Here is a 17,241-nt window from a genome sequence, read left to right as displayed (position 1 = left end):
GAACTCATTGCGATGCCTCAGAGTATCAGCGTGACGGTCTTGGGCGCGCCCCGCCCGACGAGGGCGGAGAGCTGGAAGATGCGGACGGTGAGGCTCTCGCCGGGGTCGAGCGGCGCGCCCCAGTCGGCGGTCTGCTGGGCGGCGGTGTAGATCGCGCTCGTGGTGGGCGTGCTCAGCACGCGCGTCACGGCGGTGCCGTCGAGGATCTCGACCTCATAGGCCTCCAGTTCCTCGGCCAGCGGCACCTCAAGCCCGCCCCAGCTGTCGGCCGAAAGCGCGCGCGACCGGCGCGTCCAGCGGATCGTCAGATCGCCGGGCGTGCGTGGGCGACGCCACGGCTGCTCGACATGGGCGACAGAGAAGGGTCGCAGTCCGACGCCTTCGGGCGTGAAGACCTGCGCCACATAGGTCTCGTCGCTGACCGGGCGGCTGGCTGGGCCGATGCACCAGTTCCACGGCAATCCGAGATCGGCCTCGTCGATCGGCAGGGACGCGAGGCTGTCGTCGAGCACCACCACCCGCGCGCCCGCAGGCGCCGGATTGCCCATCGCGCCTTCCGTGCCGCGCTGACCGCGGAGGAGTCGGGTCAGGCGATACCGCCCGGGCGCCAGAAGCTCCGCCGCGCCCGCCTGTACGATCTCCCAGACGCCTGGCACGCTCTCGATCGCGAGCGCGTTCGCCCCGCCGAACAGCGTTAGGTCGGTGACGCTCTCCAGCGTGCCGGTCAGCAATTCGACCACCAGCGCGTTTCCGAGATCGAAGCGCGACATGGGGCCCGGGTAGAAGTCCGACACCAGCGTGCCGATCCGGGCGCGGCTGCCAAACGTGGTCAGCAGATCGAAGCTATCGGTCGAGGGGCTGCGGAACACCGCCATCTCGCCCGGCCAAGGAACGGCGTGCGCCGCGACCAGCGGCCGGTGCGCGGGCTGGTCCTCGGTCAGCTGCGGCAGGTCCATCAGCACCGCGTCCGGCGCGCCGAACACCACGGCGCGCGTCAGCGACGCCGCGCGGGGATCGCCGGGCGGCAGGTCGTAGGTCGCGCGATCCTGGCGGACCGCCTCGATGCCGCGAGCCTCCGCGTCGGCGATGGAGACGAGCCGCAGGTCGACCAGCCGCCCGTCATGGGCGAGCCGGATCGGGTCCGCCGGATCGAGCGCGAGCCGCGAGGGCGGCAGACGGAATGCCGCCGTCTCGCGCCCCACCCACGCCTCCATCAGCGCGCGGCGGCAGCGCCGCTCGGCTTCCTCGGGCGGCACCGCCATCGGGAAGCTCTCCGAGGCGATCCGTGTCGTGTCGACGGTGATGCGCCGCGCCTCGACGAGGGCCGCGTCGTAATCCTCGTCGGCGCGGGCGACCTGCCACTTCAGCGCCTGCGGCAGTTCCGTCTCCTGGCCCCGCGTCAGTTCCAGCACGTCGCCCTCGCGGGCGGCCACAAGATCGTCGGGATCGAACGTGGCGACCGACGCCCGGCCACGCATGATGAAACGGATCACGCCCTCGGTCTCCACGGCGTCGAAGCCGAAGTGGCGCGACAGCGTGGTGATCGACGCGCGCGGACTCTCCAGCGCCGTGATGGCGTAGCCCTCGACCGCGCCCCAAAGCCCGGTGACGTCGATGCGGTCCTCGGGCAGCCCGGCGCGCAGGCAGAGGTGCCGCACGAGCGCGGCAAGCGACACCGCCCCGAGCCGCCCCGTCAGCCAGTGGCCGAGCCGCCAGTTCGCGCCGTCCGTCCAGACGTCGGTCAGCGCCGGGAAGAACGGATAGGGCCGCGCGTCCCAGGTCCAGGCGGCGCATTCGGGCACATGCACCATCCGGCCACCGTAGACCGACGAGAGTGGGTTGTTCGCCGGGGTGCCCCACCAGAGATACGTCGCCTCGAGATAGGCCCGCTGGATCGCGTCGTCGCGCCAGCCCCGCGAGAAATGCGGCGTGAAGCTTTCCGAGGACTTCGGGTCGAAGAAGACGTTGGGCTGGTTGGTGCCCCGGTCGATGGCGGGACAGCCCAACTCGGTGAACCAGATCGGCTTGGATTGCGGCGTCCATGCCGTCGGCGTCCCGCTCTCCACCCCGCCCGGCCGGTCGTAATGCGCGTTCGACCACCAGGCGCGCAGATCCTTGTAGCGGAAGACCCACGGCTTGGCCGCCGCGCCGTCAGTGATCGGGGTCCGCACCTGCGCGGTGCGATCCGCCGCGCTGGCATAGAACCAGTCGAAGCCTTCGCCCCCCGCGATGTTCCCCTGCAGGTAGGCCCGGTCGTAGATCGCGGGCCAGCCCTCGGCCGCATCCGCGTGCTCGAACCCGTCGCGCCAGTCCGACAGCGGCATGTAGTTGTCGATCCCGACGAAATCGATCTCCGGATCGGCCCAGAGCGGGTCGAGGTGGAAGAACACGTCGCCGCTGCCATCGCCCGGCTGGTGCCCGAAATACTCGCTCCAGTCGGCCGCATAGCCGATCCTGGTGCCGGACCCGAGGATCGAGCGGACATCCGCGAGGAGGTCCCGATAGGCCTGCACCGCCGGATAGGCGCTGGCGCCCGAGCGGATCGTTGTCAGCCCCGGCATCTCGGTGCCGATGAGGAACGCATCGACCCCGCCTGCCGCCGCGCAGAGATGGGCGTAGTGCAGCACCATCCGCCGCAGGCCCCAGTCGCCAGGCGTGCCTGCCCACGAAACCGACTGACCCAAGACGCTGAAGCTCGCAGGCGTGGCCGCGCCGAACAGCGCCGCGACCTGGCTTGCGGCCGTGGCGGTCTTGTCGACGGTCCCGGCGAACCCCGCTGCAGGCGAACAGGTGATCCGGCCCCGCCAGGGGAAAGCGGGCTGGCCGGTCCCGGCGGCGTTGTCGGAATACGGGTTCGGCAGGCTGTTGCCGGGCGGCACGTCCATCAGGATGAACGGGTAGAATGTCACACGCAGCCCGCGCGCCTTCATCTCCTGGATCGCCTGCACCACCGCGAAGTCGGACGGCGTGCCGCCATAGACGGGGCGGTCCTGATCGTCGCGGCTCACAAGGAAGGCATTGGTGCGGCTCACGCCGTTCACCGACCAGCTGGCGGGCGTGGTGGATTTGGCCGACACCTCGACGCCGGGCCGCACCTTGCAGGAGCCCGCCCGCAGATCGTCGCCGAACCACGCCACCACGAGGCTGACGCTCTCGACCGCGGGCGCCATCGCCTGCAGCCGGTCCAGCGCCTCCACCATGTCCGTGGAGTCGGCCAGCGCGTTCAGGTTCTCGGGCACCGTCGCGCCGCCATCGGTCTTGCGGATGGCCTGCGTCGCGTAGGTGAACTCGCCCGAGGCCGGGATCATGGTGACGGCGCGGGTCAGCCCTTCGGCAGTGTCGGGATCGGCGAGCGGCCGGAACACCTCGAAGGAGAGCTGCGGCAGGCGGTTGCCATAAGTCGAGAGCGCCAGCTCCTCGAAGACCACATAGGCCGTACCGCGATAGGCGGGGGTGTTGGCCGCGCCCATCTTCGCGGCGATGAACGGGTCCGCCGTCTGCGTCTCGTCGCCGGGATACCAGCGCCAGGTGACGCCGGAGAGGTCCATCGGCTTGCCGTCGGCCCAGATGCGCCCGATCCCGGTGATCGGGCCTTCGCAGAGCGCCACGGCGAAGGAGGCGTAGTACAGATACTCGGTCGTCTTGACCTTGCCGCCCCCGCCGCCCTTGCCGCCGCCCTGCGTGGTGGTCTTCGTCTCCTCGCGGAAATCGGTCGCCCAGATGATGTTGCCGCCCATCCGCATCCGGCCATAGAGCCGAGGGATGACCGCGCCTTCGGTGGCGGAGGTGATGCGGAGCGTGTCGAGCCGCGCGCCCTCGATACGCTGCGTGGGCGCGAGCGAAGAGACGATCCAGCTGTCGACGACAGAGCCGATGGTGGAGCCGATGAAACCGCCGATGGTCGCGGCGCTGACACCAAGGATCGCGCCGCCGATGCTGCCGCCAATGGCGGCGCCAGCGGCACCGAGAACGAGGGTGGCCATGTTCGGGTCTCAGCGTTGCGGGAACAGGAAGGCGAAGGCGATGCGCCGCCGCCAGGATGGGGTGAACGGTTCCTCGGTCACGCCGAGCCGCTCATAAGCGTGGAGGAAGGTGTCGGGACCAGTCAGGATCCCGACATGCTTGGCGATGGCGCGAGGCTTCATGCGGAACAGGACCAGCGCACCGGGACCGGCTGCCGTTGGTTGCATCTCGATCATCATCCGCCGCGCACCCTCGGCTAGAACCTCGCGGGGGCCGGTCTCGCCCCAGTCGCGGCTATAGGGCGGGATCGGGAACGGCTCGGGGCCGACGACCTCGCGCCAGACGCCCCGCGCCAACCCAAGGCAGTCGCAGCCGATGCCGCGCAGGCTGGCCTGATCGTGATACGGCGTGCCGAGCCAGGAGCGCGCAATTGCGATGACGCGGGTGGGATCGGCGGAGGTCACAGCACGGACCCCTCATGCCCGCCATCCTTCGTGGCGTAGCGTAGAACTGTGTCCTGGCCCGGGATGTGCGGGAAGCCGCGGAAGTTGGCGGTGTTGGCGAACTTCGCGCCACAGGTCTCGATCCGCTTGTCGCAGCCCGCGCGGATGGTGAAGGCATCGTCTTCGGCGATCGCGCGCACCGGCGCCTCGAGCAGGGTCAGCACGGCGATGCAGTCCGCTACGTCATGGCCCAGCACCTCGGTGCGCCGCCCCGCGTTCGCGCCGCTCGTCCATTCGATGGTGCCGAAGGTGAACCAGCCAGAAGCGAACCCGCCGAGCCCCGAGGCGGTGAAGGCCCTGTCGCGCAGGAGATCGATGACGGCGCCGGTTCCCTTGTAGGCCGGATCCTCGAGATCGACGCCGCAGCGGGCGTCCCCGAGCGCGGCATCGCAGGTCGCCTGGAAGGTCCGCCCGACTGTCTGGCCCAGCACATGCGCGAGCGAGCGGACCTCCGCGACGAAGGCGAGCCGCCCACGCCGGATCTGGCCTATCGCCCCGCGCCGCATCAGCACGCGCTGGCCGGTGTTGGTCCAGTTCACGCGCCAGACCTCGACCTCGGCGTTGTCCCAGCGGCCGTCGAGGATGTCGGTCTCGGTGATCCGGTCGGAGGTCAGCACGCCCTCGGCATCCTGCGCATCGACCGACAGGTCCGAGCCCGAGCGCACCTCTGAGGCCGTGAGCCCGCTCTCGGGCTCGAAGTCAGTGCCATCGAAGGCGAGCGTCCGGTCGTGATCGGTGAAGCCGAAGGTGACGCCATCGGCGCGGGCGATCCGCCAGCACCAGGCGAGCGTGGTCGTGCCCACTTCAAGATGGGCCTGCAGGGCGGGATTGAGAGTCTTCATCGGCGCAGTTCCAGAAGCGGAATGGAAGTGATCGAGCCGAGCCGCTCGAGGTCTAGCGTTACATCGAGCACGTCGGTGTCGAAGCGGACCGGCACGTCGAAGGCGAAGCCCGCGGTGATGGCGACGCCCTCGGCGGGCGCGCTTTCGAAGGTCACCAAGCCGGTGGTCGTGTCGACGGACCAGCCGCCGAGCTGCTCCGCGCCATCGAGCGTGATGCGGACCGTGCCGGCGACCGGCTTGGCGATCGTGCGAGTCCAGGATTGCGCGCCGGAGGCGTAGCGCTTCACCAGCTGGAAGACGGTCGTCGCGCCATCGCCGGAGCCGATCGCCTGGTCGGTCGGCGATGGCGTGCCCGAAGGCAAGCAAGACTTGTGGTCGCCCCAGTCCTTGAAGCGGAAACCGTGGAGGCGACCGTTCCGCGCCTCGAAGAAGGCGACGACGGCGGCGAGATCGTCCGCGCGGCGGATGCCGTAGGCGACATCGTAACGGCGGCGCGAGTTGGCCCAGCTGGCGTTCCTCTCCTCGTCGCCCGAGGCGAGCTCGACGATCTGCGTGCGCCGCTCCGGCCCGCCACGCGCGCCCCGGCTGATATTGTCGGGAAACCGGACCTCGTGAAACGCCATCAAGTCTCTCCATGGTTCGCGCTCTGGCCCCCGCAGCCGGTTCCCACTTGCGGGGTCGCACTCACATACCCCTCCGCCCGAGCGACACGGCCCGGGCGATGTCGGCGGCGACCTGCGTGCGCGACTGGCGGAAGCTCTCGGCGTCGCGGGCCATGATGGTGACGGTGACGCCGCCGCCCGCGCCGTAGCTCTGGGCCTCGCGCCGCGACAGCACCCGCTCACCGCGCTGCAGGATCGCGGGCACCTCGTCATGGCGAAGTCCGGCCATTCCGCCGCCATGCATTCGTGGGGCAGAGGCGAAGGCCATCGCGGGAACCATCCGCGAGGGTCCAGCCGATCCGACCATCCCGCCAGCGTGGAGCACATTGGCGAAGATGCCGCCCGCGCCGGAGAACGCGCCGGAGAGCGCATTGGCGATCGGCCCGAGGATGAACCGCCGCGCCGCCAGTTGGGCGAGATCGGCCAGCAGCGACGTCACCAGATCGCGAAAGTTCAGCTTGCCGGTCCGCACGAACTGGCCCACCGCGTTCTCGGCCGACTGGAAGGCGCCGACGAGGCTCTGGCCAATGTCGCCGCCGATTTCCCGCGCCTTGCTGGCGTAGTCCGACAGCGCGGCGGTGACCGCCTGCCAGCCCGTGACGGCCGCCTCGGTCGCGGGCTCTGCCGCAGCGGCAGCAGCTCCGGCCGCCGCACCAGCACCCGTCGCGGCCCGTCCCGCATCGCCGAGCGCCGTCTCCAGCCGCTCGGCCGCGCCGGTGGCCTCGGTCAGCGCATCGGTACTGGCCTCGTCGGTGCTGCGAACCGCGTCGCGCAGGGCCTGCCAGCTTTCGAGGGGTGCACGCGCCCCTTCCGCCAGATCGCGCGCGGCGCCGCGATAGAGGTTCGCGGAGTCGAGCGCGCGGTTCGCCGCATCGGTCAGACCGAGATCGGGCGCGGTCAGCGGGTTGTCCTCGAAGGCCCTGTCGAACGCCGCCTGCGCCGCCGTCGTGGCGGCACTGGCTGCCCCCTCGAAGCGGTTCTCGATCTCGCCGAGATCGAGGTCGGGCACCAGCGTGATGCGGCGCTCCGACCCCAGCGCTTCTAGCCCCTGGTTGATGCCGCCAATGAAGCCGTTGATGCGCGAGACCACGCCGTTCAGCATCGCCTCGACGCCGTCGACCAGGCTGTTGGCCGCCTGGAACGCCAGATCGCCGATGGCAGCAGGCAGCAGGCCCCAGATCGCCTTGATCGCCTCGTAGGCGCCCTCGAACGTGTTCGCGGCGGTGTTGCCGAAGCCCACCACGCTCTCGATGGCGCTCTGCATGCCCGAGGCCGCATCCGCCTTCAGGTCGAAGAACATCGCCGTGGCGGCCGCACCCGCCGCCGCCGCACCCATCCTGATCCGCTCCCAGACCTCGACCGCGAGGTCCTTCAGGAGCGACATCGCCTCGCCGAAGCCGCCCGCGCCAGAGACGAGACGGGTGAACTGGTAGACGAGCTCGCCCGCGCCGACGATCAGCGCGCCGATGCCGGTGCGGATCAGCGCCCCGCGCAGGACGACCAACGCCGTGGCGAGGCCCCGCACGGAGAGCGCCGCCGCAGCCATGCCGGCGACCCAGCGACCGGCGAGGAAAGCTGCGAAGGTGGCGGCATAGGTGGTCAGGCGGCCGATGTTGTCGAAGAGCCCGCGGATCGCGATGCCCAGAGGCCCGGTGCGGCTTGAAACAGACGCCATCGCATCTGCGACCGCTTCCAGTGCGGGTGCGGCGGCAACCGCCAGCTGGTTCGACAGCCCGCGCCAGATCAGCCCGAGCCGGGAGATGGCATCGTTCGTCCGCTCGATCTGGTCGGCGTCCTGTTCGGAGACGACGACACCGAAGGCGAGGACGTCCTCGGTCGCCTGGCGCAGCGTCGCGGTGTCGATCCGCGACATGGCGATCGAGCCTTCTTCGCCGAAAAGCTGGCCCGCGACAGCCGCGCGTTCGGCGGCGGGCACGAAGCTCTCGATGGCGGCGTTGATCGCACCCACGCGCTGGTCCAGCGGCAGGGCGATCAGCTCGTTGGCGGAAAGGCCCAGCCGGTCGAGCGCGTCGGCGGCTGGACCGGTCTCGGCGGCCGCCTGGCTGAGACGGCGCGTCAGATCCTTGGTGGCCTGCTCGATGCCGGACATCGACACACCGGCCAGCTCGCCCGCGCGCTCCAGCGTCTGGATCGAGGCGACGGTGGTGCCGAGCGACTGGGCGAGCTTGGCCTGTGCATCGACCGTCTGCAGGCCGGACCGGATCATCGCCACGCCCGCGGCTGCAGCGGCTGCCACGGCGGCAGCGGCCGCGACCCGCACCCGCCGCGAGAAGGCTGCGAGCCGGGCGTTGGCAGCCTCCATCTCGCGGCTAAGCCGCCCGAAGCCACGCGACCCGGCCTCACCGACACCTTCCAGCTCGGCGCGCACCTGCCGTCCGCCCACGGCCGCGAGGCGGACGCTAACCCGTTTTTCCGCCATGGGAGTGATCCATCTGTTCGTTGAGCTTGGTGACCATCACCGCTTCGATGACGGGCAGCAGTTCGGCCATGGCGAGCGGCGGCACGCCGAGCGCGCCCGCGAGCACCAGCGCGGCCGACATGTCCCAGCCGATCACCGCGCCCGGCAGAACGCGGAGCTGGCCTCCGAGGCGGCCGACGAGGTCCCAGACCTGCCAACCCTCCGGAGTTTCCGGCCGGTTCAGCCGCGCCGGGCAGTCCGGGCAGGCTTGCGGGCTGCCTTCGCAGGGTTCGCAACCCTCGCAGTAGCGGTCGCCCCCGCCGAAGGACCACTCGGCGAGAGCGCGGAGACGTTTTTTTCCTGCTCCAGCAGCAGACCCTTCGAGACATAGGTCAGCTGGAAGGCCTCGAAGATCGGCCAGACATCGAGCAGCGCGTCGATGGCCTCGGGGCTTGGGTCGATGGGGTTGCCGTCGGCGTCGCCGATGCCGTCCCAGACGAGCACGGCACGCCGCGCGAGCGCCTTCGCGAAAGCGACGGCGCGTTCCTCGTCCGAGGCCTCCTCGGGGACCGCCTCCACTACGGGGTCGCTGCGCGTCGCCACCATCAGGGCGGTGGTCAGCGGGCGGAGTTGAACCCGGACGCCGGGCGCGAGGTCATGCCAGCGCGGCGCGCTGGTCAAATCGAGCGTCAGCATCAGTAACTCTCCACGTCGTTCACGAGGGTGGCGGTGCACATCCGGCCGACGACGCTGTCGCGCGCGGCCTGCCAGTCGAAGGTCGCCTGCACGCCCTGAGGCCCGGAAATCTCGATACGCGGGCGCGGCAGGTAGACGGCGTGCACTGTGAAGGTGAAGCTCTCGCTCGAGGGCAGCACGTAGGCGAATTCCATCTCGCAGGGATCGCCGTTGATCGCCTGCGTCACCAGCGTCTGGTCGGCGAAGCGGACCTCGATCCGGCCGGTCAGCGCCGCGATGGACGGGTCCGCGCCGTCGATGCGCCCGTCCGAGCGGATGGTCTCGATCCGGTCGAGGTTGTTGGCGTAGGTGATCTCGGCCGAGACCACGTTGCCGAGCGCCGTGCCATTGCGCGTGATCGAGCCGTTGAAATGCCCGAAGCGCTTCAATTCCAGCGCCGCCGGTGTGCCTGCGCTGGTCGTCGTCCCCACCGTCTCGCCCTGCGCCACCAGCCGCGCCGTCGCGGTCAGCAGGCCCGAGCGCTGCATCTGCCAGCTGATCTGGTCGAGCACGCAACCGGAATACATCGCGAAGCGCGGCACCTCCGGCATGCCGGTCTCGATCGACATGCTGGGCAGCGTCCAGGACCCCGACTGGAACTCGTGGGTGTACGGCGCCTCCGCGCCCGTGGTGGTCGGGGTGCCGAACGCCGCCTTCAGCCAGAAGCCGAAGGCTTCCGCGTCGAGCGGCACCACGACATCGCCATCGGCCGTCACCGCGTCCTTGATCGGCGCCAGCGGATCGCGGCCGTAGCCCAGCAACTCCGAGTTCAGCAGCGGCTGCTCCGCGCCGAGCGAAGTGCTGGCGAAAGGCATGCGGGTGAAGCCGCTGGCAGGCGGCGTTCCATAGGTCGTCTCGAACGCAAGCGCCATCAGCGCCCGCGCCCCCTGGGCTCGTGCCATGGTGTTCTCCTCAGGTTGTCGGGGTCAGGCCAGCGGGTCGGCCGTGGAATAGTGCAGCACGACCGGTATGACGGCGGCCTTCATGCTCGCCGCGCCCTCGACGGGCAGATCGACCGGACGCGGCGCTTCCGCCTCGACCCAGTCGCAGAGCCCGCCCAACGTGCGGTCGGCGGCGAGCGCCGTGCCGATGCTGGCGGTCAGCGCGTCGAAGGCGGCGTCACGCTCGGCGCCCTGCACGACCGCCTCGATCTCGGCCCGGTGCTGGTATTGGTAGCGCAGCGGCGAGAGCGTCACCTCGGGCTCGCCCGGTTCGCCGTCGCGCAGGATCAGCAGCCCCTCGTTCGGAACGCGCTCGGGCAGCATCTCGCCGCGGAGCGCGGTGGCGGGAAGCGCCGAGAGCCGCGCGTGCAGCGCGGCGAGGATGGTTTCGCGAGGTGTCATGGGTCGGCCGAGTTGGAAATTGCGTCGAGCACCGGACAGTCGGGGACTTCGGCGCCCGAACACCTGGATGCGGTTGCAGCGAGGACGGCTTCGATGCGCCGAAGATCCGCGATCCTCGCGCGGACATCGGCAAGGTGCCGCTCCGTCCGTTCCTTGACCTCCGCGCAGGTCGGCGCGGCGCCGTCTCCGAGCCCCATCAGCCCGCGGATGTCCTCCATCGAGAACCCGAGTTCGCGGGCCCGCAGGATGAAGCGGAGGCGTGTGGCGTGTGCGGCGGAATAGACCCGGTAGCCGGCGTCCGTGCGGGGCGGGTCGGGCAGCAGGCCGGTCTTCTCGTAATAGCGGATCGTCTCGATGTTGCAGCCGGTCGCCCGGGCCAGGTCGCCGCGTGTTAAGTCGCTCTCGCGCTCGTGATCGGTCATGGGCAAGTTTCCTCTTGAGCCTGTAGTTGCTACAGACCCTACACCTCTCCTCAATCACAGACGAGAGGTGCGCGACATGGCGCTGACGGACGACGGAACGGACACCTCAGCAGCGGATCGCCGTGCCCGAAAGGGCTGGCTCGCGGCGGGCGGTGTGGTGGGCGCCTTTCTCGCCTCGGCCTGCTGCATCGGGCCGCTGGTGCTGCTGACCCTCGGCATCTCGGGGGCCTGGATCGGCAACCTCACGGCGCTGGAGCCTTACAAGCCGATCTTCGCCGTGATCGCGCTCGGCTTCATCGGGGCGGGTTTCTGGCAGGTCTATTTCCGCAAGCCGACCGTCTGCGAACCCGGTTCCTACTGTGCGCGCCCATCCTCGGCGCGCATCACCAAGACCGCGCTCTGGGCCTCCCTCATCCTCGTTCTCGCAGCCCTCACCATCGACTGGTGGGCCCCGCTTCTCTACTGACCCCGAAAGGATATCCCCATGAAGAAGATCCTTGCACTTGTTCTGTTCGGCCTGACCGCCACAGCACCCATCACGGCCATCCCTGCTGCCGCGCAGGCCGTCGCCGCGGAGCAGACCGTCACCTTCGCGGTCGACAACATGACATGCGCGCTGTGTCCGATCACCGTGAAGCGCGCGATGGAGGGCGTCGCGGGCGTGCGCGCCGTCGAGATCGACTTCGAGGCGCGCACCGCAACGGTGATCTTCGACACCGCCGCGACCAGCGCCGAAGCCATCGCAACCGCGTCGGCCAATGCAGGCTACCCGGCACGCGTCGCGGGCTGACGGGATGACCGAGCAGTCCGACCGGAAGCTGATCGCGACAGGGATCGTCGGCACCGTCTTCGCCGCGCTCTGCTGCTTCACGCCGGTGCTCGTGGTGCTTCTGGGCGCCGTGGGACTGTCGGCCTGGCTGGGCTGGCTCGACTACGTTTTGCTGCCCGCTCTCGCCTTCTTCGTCGCACTGACCGTGTATGCGGTCTGGCGGCGGCAGCGGCGCCAGACCACTCGAACGGATGGATGACTTGATGAAAGACGATTGTTGCGCGCCCAAGGGCGATTTCGACCTTGCCGTGATCGGCGCCGGATCGGCCGGGTTCTCGGCCGCGATCACCGCTGCGGAAGGTGGAAAGCGCGTCGCGCTGATCGGCCACGGCACCATCGGCGGGACCTGCGTGAACGTGGGCTGTGTGCCCTCCAAGACGATGATCCGGGCCGCGGAAGCCCTGCACGGTGCGCAGACAGCACATCGGTTCCCGGGCCTGAACAGCGAGGCGCAGGTCGCCGACTGGTCGGCGCTGATTGCGGCCAAGGACGATCTTGTCGCGACACTGCGCCAGAAGAAGTACGCCGATCTGCTGCCGGGCTACGGCGGTGTGACCTATCTCGACGAGGGTCCGGCGCGTCTCGTCCTCGGCGGGGTCGAGGTCGGCGGGCGCAGGATCACGGCTCCCAAGGTGATCGTCGCGACCGGTGGCCGACCCGCCGTGCCCGACATCCCTGGGATCCAGGACGCACCAACGCTCGACAGCACGTCGCTGCTGGAGCTGGACCGGTTGCCCGAAAGCCTGATCTTTCTCGGCGGCGGCTATATCGGCGTGGAGCTGGCGCAGATGATGGCGCGGATGGGCACGCGGGTTACCATCGTCTGCCGCTCGCGCCTGTTGCCGCGCACCGAGCCGGAGGTGTCCGAAGCGCTCAGTGAGGTTTTGCGCGCCGAAGGTCTTAACATACTCGATGGCGCGACCTACGACGCCGCACGGCGCGACGGGGCCCGTGCGGTCCTGACGGTGACGGTGGACGGCGCAGACCGCGATCTGACGGCCGACCGCCTCGTCCTGACGACGGGACGCGCAGCCAACACCGAGGGGCTGGGCCTCGCGGAGATGGGCGTCGAGACCGACGCGCGTGGCGCGATCCGGGTGGGCGACGACATGCAGACCACGAAGGCCGGCATCTTCGCGGCGGGCGATGTGACCGACCGCGACCAGTTCGTCTACATGGCCGCCTATGGCGCCAAGCTCGCGTCCCGCAACGCCGTTCTGGGCGGGGCGGAGCGCTACGACAACGCCGCGATGCCGTGGGTGGTGTTCACCGATCCGCAGGTCGCCGGCGTCGGGCTGACCGAGGCGCAGGCGCGCGCCGCGGGTCATGACGTCAAGACCAGTGTGCTGACGCTCGACAACGTGCCCCGCGCGCTCGCCGCCCGCGACACGCGCGGCCTGATCAAGCTCGTCGCGGACCGGGCGACCGACCGCCTCCTGGGCGGCGTGATCATGGCGCCGGAGGGAGCCGACAGTGTCCAGACGCTCGCCATGGCGCTCAAGTTCGGCATGACGACAAAGGCGCTCGGCGAGACGATCTTCCTCTATCTGACCACGGTAGAGGGGCTGAAGCTCGCCGCGCAGACCTTCGACAAGGATGTCGCGAAGCTGTCGTGCTGCGCGGGGTAACCCGAGCCGTCGGTTTCGTGGCTGCCGAGCAAGATTGCGCATCGATGCGATCACAACCTACCCCCCACCCAGTTCGCCACGATCAGCCCCGGCACGCTGTCCAACGCCCGGTCTGTATCCCGCGCCAGATCCAGCCGCTTCGGCAGCTTGACCTGCGGCACCAGCAGGAAGATCGGCGCGGTGACCTTGCCGCGCCCGGTCTTCGAGCGCGACACCACCGCCTGACCCTTCGTGTTCAGCCGCCCCTCGGCGACCAGCAGGCTCGGGCCTGTCCGGCGATAGACGAAGCGCAGGCGGAGGCCGCGTCGCCGCTCCCATTCGCCGGGAGTGATCCGGCCGCCGCGCAGGGACTTGCCCGCGGCAGGCAGCGGGATCGCCAGCCAGAACCCGTTCTTCGAGCGGATCAGCGGGCCGGCGTCATGCGCGCCGACGATGACCGGCGCCTTCGACCAGACCAGCGCCGCCGCATCGAGGCTTTCGCCTGACCTCGGGAAGTTCTGGCTTCGGATCGAAGTGGCGAGCCGTCGGCCGAGCCCCGCGCCGGTGATCTGCAACCGCCATGCGCTCTTCAGTCCGGTTCCAGCCTCACGCATGGCGGCCGTCACGGCGCGTTCCCCGGCCGCCACCTCCGCCGCCATCATCGCGACGATGTCGGGATCGATGTCGAGCTTCAGTTTCACGCGGGCCTCAGGTCGACGGTCCAGACCAGCCGCTCGCGGTCGCGGACCGGCTCGCCCTGTATGAGGAAGGCGTCGCCGTCGATCTCGATGCGGTCGCCGGGACGCGGGTTCGCCACCTCGGCCACGCGCAGGTCGATCCGGGTGGTTTCGGACCAGAGCCGCGCGTCGCCGAAGTCGGTGACCGCGTCGGCGCGACGGGCGACGGCACGCACCAGCACGGGTGTACCGCCGTCGGCGATGTAGACCGCGTCCCGGCCGATGTTCGGATCGGCGAAGAGCGCGCCGATGGCGGCGGCGAAGGCCGACATCAGAACGTCGCGTTCAGGCGCACCCGGCCGATGGTGTCGCCGGCGCCGCTCGCCACCGCCTCGACGGCCGCGCCGATGAGGGTGTTGTCGGTCGCGACGGTCGTGGTGCGCTTGTTGGTGTCGTCCCAGTAGACCTTCGCGCCGACCGTCCAGGCCTGCGAGCCGACCTTGGTGATGTCGAACACGCCGACGAGCGCGGTCTCGACAGGCTCGCCGATGGCGGCCGCTCCCGAAGCGATGCCGAAGATGGAGCCGACGAGCAGGCCATCGCCGGAGGCGACGGCATAGGGCGCTGTCAGGGTGATGGTGTTTCCGGGCTGGACGTAGGTTTTCATGGGGGTGATCCTCGTGGAAAGACGAAGGGCGGCCCGTCAGGACCGCCCGCATGTCAGGGTTCAGGACGGGGTGCGGGTTACGCGCCCGGGTTCTTGTAGAGGCCGCGCCAGTCGATGGCCTTGGCGCCGAAGTCGAGGCGGCACTTTATCTCGACCCCGTCGACGTCGAAGCCGTTGCGCGTCTCGATGTAGGCGCCCTGCTGACCCTCGAGATAGGCGTACTCGATGGTGTCGATCTGGTTCGGCGAGGCCGCCAGATACCAGGCCGTCTCGCTCGCCGCGTCGAGCCGAGGCTCGCTGATCGGCGCGAGCGTCCGGATCGACTGCGGTACGACGCTGGAGGTCGCCGCGGGCACGAGGTTCTGGGCGACCAACTGCTCGGCCTTCAGTTCCAGCGAGGCGGGCACGATCAGGAAGGCGGGGCGGACGTTCAGCACGGTCTTCTTGTCGAGGCCGGTCTGCTTGGCCATCGCCGCGCGCGCCGCACCGACGCTGCCGACGTCGAGCGCCGCGCCGGTGCCCGCGAGGTTCTTGTGCGTGGTGTGGAACAGCGCGTTGCCGTCGGCCATCGCCGGGTTTGCGGTGATGATGCCCCAGACCACATCCGACTCCAGCTGGGCGATGGAGTTGCCGTACATCGCCGGGATCCGGGTGAAGGCGTCGAGATCGTCGTTGATCAGCGTCTGGCGGGTGATGGCGACCACCCGGCCATAGGTCTTGACCTTGTAGCTCTCCTTGCTCTCACCGAGCGTGCCGCGCTTGAACTCGCCGCTCTCGCCGACCTCCAGCAGCTGCGGCGCCTCGCCGAGCTGCACCCGGTGCATGGCCTTGAAGTCGGTGGCCAGAACCTTGTGTGGATGCCGCCCGGTTTGCAAGTTGATTTGCCTTGTTCTGAGTTTCTGATCGAGTGCGTGCTTGTGTCAGGCCTGATAGTGCGGCCTTTCACGCGCCGCCGGCCGGTATGGTGATCCGCGGGCCAGGTCCAAATCTGGCGGGCGAGCGAGTGGCTCTGTGTCCTGGACTGGTTTTCCTGACCCTGATCTGTTCGATCATTTTCCCATGAAGTTTGGCACCTCTCCCTACATCCTCGGCGTACCGGTTTCAGATGATGGTCGTCGCGGTATCACGCCGCCATCAACTGCCCCGGATCTCGATAATCCTCCTTGCGCGTCAGCATCGCCCAGATGCCACGAGCCATCTTGTTTGCCAGTGCGACTGCCACGAGCATTCGCGGCTTCGTCGCCAGCATACGCGCCAGCCATGTCCCCGGACGGGCGCCTTTCTGACTTGTCCACCGCACCACGGCCATCGCGCCGATGATCAGCAATCGCCGAATGTCTTGCTGGCCCATCTTCGACGTTCGACCGAGCCGCTGTTTGCCCCCGGTCGAGTTCTGCCGGGGCACGAGACCCAGCCAAGCGGCGAAGTTTCGGCCGCAGCCGAAGGTTTCCATCGGCGGCGCGAAGGTTTCGATAGCCAGAGCGCCGATCGGCCCGATGCCCGGCATTGTCTGCAATCTGCGGGTCGTGTCCGCCGTGCGGGCCAGTTCGCCCATCCGCTTCGTCAGCGCATTTATCCGGGCGGTTTGAGCGGAGATTTGTGAGAGCAGATCAAGGCAGGTCTCGCGCGCCAGCAGCGGAATATCCGTATTTTCATCATCAAGAATTTCCGCGATGCGCGGAAGATTGTGGATCCCCTGTGGTGCCACATACCCAAATTCGTAGAGATGCGAACGCAGCGCGTTCACCAGCTCGGTTCGTTGCTTCAGAAGTTGCTCACGGGTCCGGAACACGACGGCGCGGGCCTGCTGTTCTGCACTCTTGACCTCGACGAACCGCATCGTCGGACGGGTTGCCGCCTCGACAATCGCCTCGGCGTCGGCCGCGTCGTTTTTCTGCCGCTTGATGAACGGCTTCACGTAGCGCGCCGAGATCAGCCGCGCTTCATGGCCCAGTCGCACAAGTTCACGCGCCCAGAAATGTGCCCCGCCGCAGGCCTCCATGACAACGGTGCAATGCGGCTGCTCCGACATGAAACGGTGAAACTGTGGTCGGCTGAGCTTCTTGCGAAACAGAACGGTCCCGTCCGCCGATGACCCGTGCAATTGAAAGCTGTGCTTTGCAAGATCGACCCCGACGATGATACCTTTTTCCATGGATGCCTCCTTTTCCTCTCGTGGAACCAAGCACCACGAATGTGGCACATGGCGTTGCCGCCGAGGAAGGGCGGCATCCACCCCATCTGGCGGCAGAACAGCATGAAGGTGCGGGGATAGGCCTCGTAGGCTTGCCGCAGGGTCTTGTTGGTGACTGCCGAGAGGATCTCGGGGAAGTCCGAGGTCGAATGCAGCGCGCGCGTCGCCACCTCGTCGCGCGACAGGCCGCGGGTGTTCACCCCGGCATTGCCGAGGCTTTCGCGGGCCAGTTCCAGCAGCGTCATGCCGCGATACTGGCGCGCGGCGTCTTCCAGCTGGAACAGCGTCGGGCTGTAGCGGTGCAGCAGCGCGTTCGCCACCGCGTCGCGGCGGGTGATGCGCTCGTCCCGGCCGCCAAGCGGGACGGAGACATGGGGG

General features: G+C 69.1%; 19 protein-coding genes. 4 read left to right on the top strand and 15 right to left on the bottom strand.

The annotated features are described in order from the left end of the window. Positions 1–17: 17 nt before the first annotated feature. From JHW45_RS11225 to JHW45_RS11180, 10 genes are all read right to left on the bottom strand, one after another. Complete coding sequence (locus tag JHW45_RS11225) at positions 18–3,983, bottom strand: baseplate multidomain protein megatron (RefSeq protein ID WP_272857755.1); 3,966 nt, start codon at positions 3,981–3,983, stop codon at positions 18–20. A 9-nt stretch (positions 3,984–3,992) separates the two neighbouring features. After that, a complete protein-coding gene (locus JHW45_RS11220) occupies positions 3,993–4,427 on the bottom strand; it encodes an NlpC/P60 family protein (RefSeq protein WP_272857754.1) in 435 nt (144 codons plus the stop codon). Next, the gene (locus tag JHW45_RS11215; RefSeq protein WP_272857753.1) at positions 4,424–5,308 is read right to left on the bottom strand and encodes a DUF2163 domain-containing protein; all 885 of its coding nucleotides are present in this window, start codon (positions 5,306–5,308) and stop codon (positions 4,424–4,426) included. Before JHW45_RS11215 ends, JHW45_RS11220 begins: the two co-directional genes overlap by 4 nt. Beyond that, positions 5,305–5,931 (bottom strand): DUF2460 domain-containing protein, encoded by a 627-nt coding sequence (locus JHW45_RS11210; RefSeq protein ID WP_272857752.1) that lies wholly within the window; start codon positions 5,929–5,931, stop codon positions 5,305–5,307. The genes JHW45_RS11215 and JHW45_RS11210 overlap by 4 nt, the downstream gene beginning before the upstream one ends. Positions 5,932–5,992: 61 nt before the next feature. Continuing rightward, positions 5,993–8,410, bottom strand: coding sequence for a phage tail tape measure C-terminal domain-containing protein (locus JHW45_RS11205; RefSeq protein ID WP_272857751.1), 2,418 nt, complete (start codon positions 8,408–8,410; stop codon positions 5,993–5,995). Next, positions 8,391–8,531 carry a DUF7697 family protein gene (locus tag JHW45_RS11200; protein ID WP_272857750.1) on the bottom strand — a complete coding sequence of 47 codons (141 nt, stop codon included), beginning with the start codon at positions 8,529–8,531 and terminating at the stop codon, positions 8,391–8,393. The genes JHW45_RS11205 and JHW45_RS11200 overlap by 20 nt, the downstream gene beginning before the upstream one ends. 98 nt (positions 8,532–8,629) lie before the next feature. Then, positions 8,630–9,085 carry a hypothetical protein gene (locus JHW45_RS11195; protein ID WP_272857749.1) on the bottom strand — a complete coding sequence of 152 codons (456 nt, stop codon included), beginning with the start codon at positions 9,083–9,085 and terminating at the stop codon, positions 8,630–8,632. After that, positions 9,085–10,026: a phage tail tube protein gene (locus JHW45_RS11190; RefSeq protein ID WP_272857748.1), complete on the bottom strand. Its 942-nt coding sequence runs from the start codon at positions 10,024–10,026 to the stop codon at positions 9,085–9,087. Before JHW45_RS11190 ends, JHW45_RS11195 begins: the two co-directional genes overlap by 1 nt. Before the next feature lie 24 nt (positions 10,027–10,050). Next, positions 10,051–10,467 (bottom strand): acyl-CoA transferase, encoded by a 417-nt coding sequence (locus JHW45_RS11185; RefSeq protein WP_272857747.1) that lies wholly within the window; start codon positions 10,465–10,467, stop codon positions 10,051–10,053. Then, on the bottom strand, positions 10,464–10,889 hold the full coding sequence (locus tag JHW45_RS11180) for a MerR family transcriptional regulator (RefSeq protein ID WP_272857746.1): 426 nt from the start codon (positions 10,887–10,889) through the stop codon (positions 10,464–10,466). The genes JHW45_RS11185 and JHW45_RS11180 overlap by 4 nt, the downstream gene beginning before the upstream one ends. Positions 10,890–10,965: 76 nt before the next feature. On the opposite strand from JHW45_RS11180, the gene JHW45_RS11175 reads away from it, so the two are divergent. Genes JHW45_RS11175 through merA form a run of 4 tightly spaced genes read left to right on the top strand, consistent with a single transcriptional unit; the run spans position 10,966 to position 13,346 of the window. Next, on the top strand, positions 10,966–11,355 hold the full coding sequence (locus tag JHW45_RS11175) for a mercuric transporter MerT family protein (protein WP_272857745.1): 390 nt from the start codon (positions 10,966–10,968) through the stop codon (positions 11,353–11,355). Positions 11,356–11,373: 18 nt separating this feature from the next. Continuing rightward, complete coding sequence (locus tag JHW45_RS11170; protein WP_272857744.1) at positions 11,374–11,679, top strand: heavy-metal-associated domain-containing protein; 306 nt, start codon at positions 11,374–11,376, stop codon at positions 11,677–11,679. Positions 11,680–11,683: 4 nt separating this feature from the next. Beyond that, positions 11,684–11,917 carry a mercury resistance system transport protein MerF gene (merF, locus tag JHW45_RS11165; protein WP_272857743.1) on the top strand — a complete coding sequence of 78 codons (234 nt, stop codon included), beginning with the start codon at positions 11,684–11,686 and terminating at the stop codon, positions 11,915–11,917. Beyond that, the gene (gene merA, locus JHW45_RS11160; RefSeq protein WP_272857742.1) at positions 11,910–13,346 is read left to right on the top strand and encodes a mercury(II) reductase; all 1,437 of its coding nucleotides are present in this window, start codon (positions 11,910–11,912) and stop codon (positions 13,344–13,346) included. The genes merF and merA overlap by 8 nt, the downstream gene beginning before the upstream one ends. 50 nt (positions 13,347–13,396) lie before the next feature. Here the strand turns inward: merA and JHW45_RS11155 are convergent, their stop codons facing one another. From JHW45_RS11155 to JHW45_RS11135, 5 genes are all read right to left on the bottom strand, one after another. After that, complete coding sequence (locus JHW45_RS11155; protein ID WP_272857741.1) at positions 13,397–14,026, bottom strand: DUF6441 family protein; 630 nt, start codon at positions 14,024–14,026, stop codon at positions 13,397–13,399. Next, entirely contained in the window at positions 14,023–14,334 is a 312-nt protein-coding gene (locus tag JHW45_RS11150; protein WP_062563544.1) for a head-tail joining protein, read from the bottom strand. The genes JHW45_RS11155 and JHW45_RS11150 overlap by 4 nt, the downstream gene beginning before the upstream one ends. Continuing rightward, positions 14,334–14,669, bottom strand: coding sequence for a DUF2190 family protein (locus tag JHW45_RS11145; RefSeq protein WP_272857740.1), 336 nt, complete (start codon positions 14,667–14,669; stop codon positions 14,334–14,336). Before JHW45_RS11145 ends, JHW45_RS11150 begins: the two co-directional genes overlap by 1 nt. A gap of 77 nt (positions 14,670–14,746) precedes the next feature. After that, positions 14,747–15,544: a phage major capsid protein gene (locus JHW45_RS11140; RefSeq protein ID WP_272857739.1), complete on the bottom strand. Its 798-nt coding sequence runs from the start codon at positions 15,542–15,544 to the stop codon at positions 14,747–14,749. A 248-nt stretch (positions 15,545–15,792) separates the two neighbouring features. After that, positions 15,793–16,824, bottom strand: a complete 1,032-nt coding sequence (locus JHW45_RS11135; RefSeq protein ID WP_272857729.1) for an IS110 family RNA-guided transposase — start codon at positions 16,822–16,824, stop codon at positions 15,793–15,795. Between the last annotated feature and the right edge of the window lie 417 nt (positions 16,825–17,241).

The organism is Paracoccus stylophorae, from assembly GCF_028553765.1.
GTDB lineage: Bacteria > Pseudomonadota > Alphaproteobacteria > Rhodobacterales > Rhodobacteraceae > Paracoccus > Paracoccus stylophorae.
This window is presented reverse-complemented; position numbering and strand designations above follow the sequence as displayed.

Bases quoted from the DNA above. Each gene is read 5' to 3' on its own strand.
- JHW45_RS11225 (WP_272857755.1), bottom strand. From the start codon at position 3,983: ATGGCCACCCTCGTTCTCGGTGCCGCTGGCGCCGCCATTGGCGGCAGC.
- JHW45_RS11215 (WP_272857753.1), bottom strand. From the start codon at position 5,308: ATGAAGACTCTCAATCCCGCCCTGCAGGCCCATCTTGAAGTGGGCACG.
- JHW45_RS11210 (WP_272857752.1), bottom strand. From the start codon at position 5,931: ATGGCGTTTCACGAGGTCCGGTTTCCCGACAATATCAGCCGGGGCGCG.
- JHW45_RS11205 (WP_272857751.1), bottom strand. From the start codon at position 8,410: ATGGCGGAAAAACGGGTTAGCGTCCGCCTCGCGGCCGTGGGCGGACGG.
- JHW45_RS11200 (WP_272857750.1), bottom strand. From the start codon at position 8,531: ATGTCGGCCGCGCTGGTGCTCGCGGGCGCGCTCGGCGTGCCGCCGCTC.
- JHW45_RS11195 (WP_272857749.1), bottom strand. From the start codon at position 9,085: ATGCTGACGCTCGATTTGACCAGCGCGCCGCGCTGGCATGACCTCGCG.
- JHW45_RS11190 (WP_272857748.1), bottom strand. From the start codon at position 10,026: ATGGCACGAGCCCAGGGGGCGCGGGCGCTGATGGCGCTTGCGTTCGAG.
- JHW45_RS11185 (WP_272857747.1), bottom strand. From the start codon at position 10,467: ATGACACCTCGCGAAACCATCCTCGCCGCGCTGCACGCGCGGCTCTCG.
- JHW45_RS11180 (WP_272857746.1), bottom strand. From the start codon at position 10,889: ATGACCGATCACGAGCGCGAGAGCGACTTAACACGCGGCGACCTGGCC.
- JHW45_RS11175 (WP_272857745.1), top strand. From the start codon at position 10,966: ATGGCGCTGACGGACGACGGAACGGACACCTCAGCAGCGGATCGCCGT.
- JHW45_RS11170 (WP_272857744.1), top strand. From the start codon at position 11,374: ATGAAGAAGATCCTTGCACTTGTTCTGTTCGGCCTGACCGCCACAGCA.
- merF (WP_272857743.1), top strand. From the start codon at position 11,684: ATGACCGAGCAGTCCGACCGGAAGCTGATCGCGACAGGGATCGTCGGC.
- merA (WP_272857742.1), top strand. From the start codon at position 11,910: ATGGATGACTTGATGAAAGACGATTGTTGCGCGCCCAAGGGCGATTTC.
- JHW45_RS11150 (WP_062563544.1), bottom strand. From the start codon at position 14,334: ATGTCGGCCTTCGCCGCCGCCATCGGCGCGCTCTTCGCCGATCCGAAC.
- JHW45_RS11145 (WP_272857740.1), bottom strand. From the start codon at position 14,669: ATGAAAACCTACGTCCAGCCCGGAAACACCATCACCCTGACAGCGCCC.
- JHW45_RS11135 (WP_272857729.1), bottom strand. From the start codon at position 16,824: ATGGAAAAAGGTATCATCGTCGGGGTCGATCTTGCAAAGCACAGCTTT.